Genomic DNA, 2160 nt, shown 5'->3' on the forward strand with positions numbered 1-2160 from the left:
AATTATCTCTAATTTAGATATTGAAATTGACCGTGGCGAACTTTGGAACTTGGCAGAAAAAACCGAGAACCGCAAAGATGCCCGAACCGCTAGAGAATGGGTGATTGCCCTACCCGATGAATTAGACGCTGATCAACGTAAGGACTTAGCAAAAGACTTTGCCAGGTCCTTAGTTGATCGCTATGAGGTGATCGCAGATTTAGCCATCCATAAACCGAGTAAAGGCGGAAATGATAAAAACCATCACGCCCATATCATGCTCACCACCCGAAAAGCCGAATTAGACGCAGACAATAAAATCACTCTGACCACCAAAACCGATATTGAACTCAGCAACGCCAAACGAAAAAGCCTTGGTATAGGGACAACCCAAGAAGACATTAAGCAAATTCGAGAAACATGGGCAGACTTAGCCAATAAAGCATTGGAACGTGCAGGCTACCGAGAAAAAATAGACCATCGTAGCTATGCCGATCAGAACAACGGACTACAAGCCACCATCCATGAAGGCACCAAAGTCACTCAATTACGCAGACAAGGCATAGACACTGAAATCAGCCGTTTCAATGACAATGTGAAACAGCAGAATACCCAACAACTTAATCAACAGAAACAGCAGAAAGAGAGCGTTTTACAGCGTGGTTTAAATCGTGTTGATCAAGGTTTTGAGCAATGGCAGAAGAACCAAGAAAGCAAACGCCTAGAACTGGAACGCCAAGCCGAAATACAACGACAGCAAAAACTAGAGCATCAACAAGCCGAGCGAGCCAATCGTAAGGCATCACAAGACTTAGATCAGGGCGGAATGTCATTATGAGTAACCAAAACGATGATTTAGACCTAGACGATCAGTTATATATTCTATTGGCATCTATGAAGGAATACAGGGAAGCCATAGCAGACGATAATAAGCGATTAGAGACGTTTTACAATGAAGTGGCTAGCGGAGTACTTAATAAGGCTGAAAAGTCGCTAGAAAACGCAAATAAGAAGCATACAGGTGCATTGAATAATAGTATTCAGCATTTAAACCAAGTTGCAGCTCAACTAAATGCAAAATTTATCCTATTTTTCGCCAGTACTTTTGTGGCTTTGGTTCTCGTATTGCTTTTGGCTATATTTTTGTATATCCCAAGCCTTGATGAAATCCAACAGCGCAGAGCAGATAAAAAAGCATTAGCAGCATATGCACTTCAAATCAAAGTTGATGATGGAGAAACACTCGTCAGAATCATGACGAAAAATCCGTGTTACTCATTCCAACCAAATAGCGTCAAAGAAAAGACCTATGACTGGTGCCAGATCGACCCTAAAAAATACTAGATGATCGGTACTTTGCTTGGTTTTTCTCATTACTGATCAGATTACAGCAAGCGCAAAGTTGCCCGACTTTGAAACATGGCTAAAGCCATATTTCAAAGAGTCGAACATTAATTCTCTTTGCACTGTGTATTCACACTAGATTGATAACAAACAAATTTTCTACCGTCAGGCTGAGTTATATAAAGATAATCCCCGACGCTGTTGTATACGGAACCATTTGAACCATAGCCATTATTTTCATTTATTTGGTAATAAGTATAACCATTTGAACCGTAAGAACGATCTTCTGTATTGTAATAAGAACTACCATCACTCCCATATGTGAAGTTACCAACATTATTATAAGAAGTAGTACTGTTATTTTGTTTTTTATTAGCATAATTAACTACGGCATCAGCCATAGCATTTAAACCATTTTGAAGTTGCTGATTTCCTTGAGAGTAACTTTGAAAATTAACACTTGGCGGTGGGATATATGTCCAGTCGTATTTATTTGCTAAGGTAGAAGTAGATAAAATAGTAAATGAAAAAAGTAGAATTAGTATTTTCATAATATTCATATTTAAGTAAAAATTAATTAATTTTAATTTGTTATAACTAATATGTATAGCTAGATGTATCGTAAGATGCCGAGTGAATGTCTACGAACGACTGAGCAACATTAAAATTTCGACCTACTTCATTATCAAGCGTAAGCGGACGAAAAAGCTTTATGAGAAATGCAAATTCATTAATGATCCTGAAAAATACTAGATGATCGGTACTTTGCTTGGTTTTTCTCATTGCTAAGCAAATTACAGCAAGCGCAAAGTTGCCCGACTTTGAAACATGGCTAAA

4 protein-coding genes are annotated in these 2160 nt (G+C 38.3%); 2 read left to right on the forward strand and 2 right to left on the reverse strand.

Annotated features, from left to right (window positions below; genetic code table 11):
• Nucleotides 1-817: MobA/MobL family protein (locus FTV31_RS16360; protein ID WP_180015709.1), on the forward strand; the 817-nt coding region annotated here is incomplete at its 5' end.
• Nucleotides 814-1323, forward strand: a complete 510-nt coding sequence (locus tag FTV31_RS16365; protein ID WP_179991655.1) for a hypothetical protein — start codon at nt 814-816, stop codon at nt 1321-1323. The genes FTV31_RS16360 and FTV31_RS16365, both read left to right, overlap by 4 nt.
• 107 nt (nt 1324-1430) lie before the next feature.
• Here the strand turns inward: FTV31_RS16365 and FTV31_RS16370 are convergent, their stop codons facing one another.
• Both FTV31_RS16370 and FTV31_RS17200 read right to left on the reverse strand, forming a co-directional pair.
• A complete protein-coding gene (locus FTV31_RS16370) occupies nt 1431-1874 on the reverse strand; it encodes a hypothetical protein (RefSeq protein WP_179991656.1) in 444 nt (147 codons plus the stop codon).
• 46 nt (nt 1875-1920) lie between these two features.
• Nucleotides 1921-2160: hypothetical protein (locus tag FTV31_RS17200; RefSeq protein WP_218948752.1), on the reverse strand; the 240-nt coding region annotated here is incomplete at its 5' end.

This window comes from Acinetobacter sp. YH16031, assembly GCF_013417335.1.
In the GTDB taxonomy this organism is placed as follows: Bacteria; Pseudomonadota; Gammaproteobacteria; order Pseudomonadales; family Moraxellaceae; genus Acinetobacter.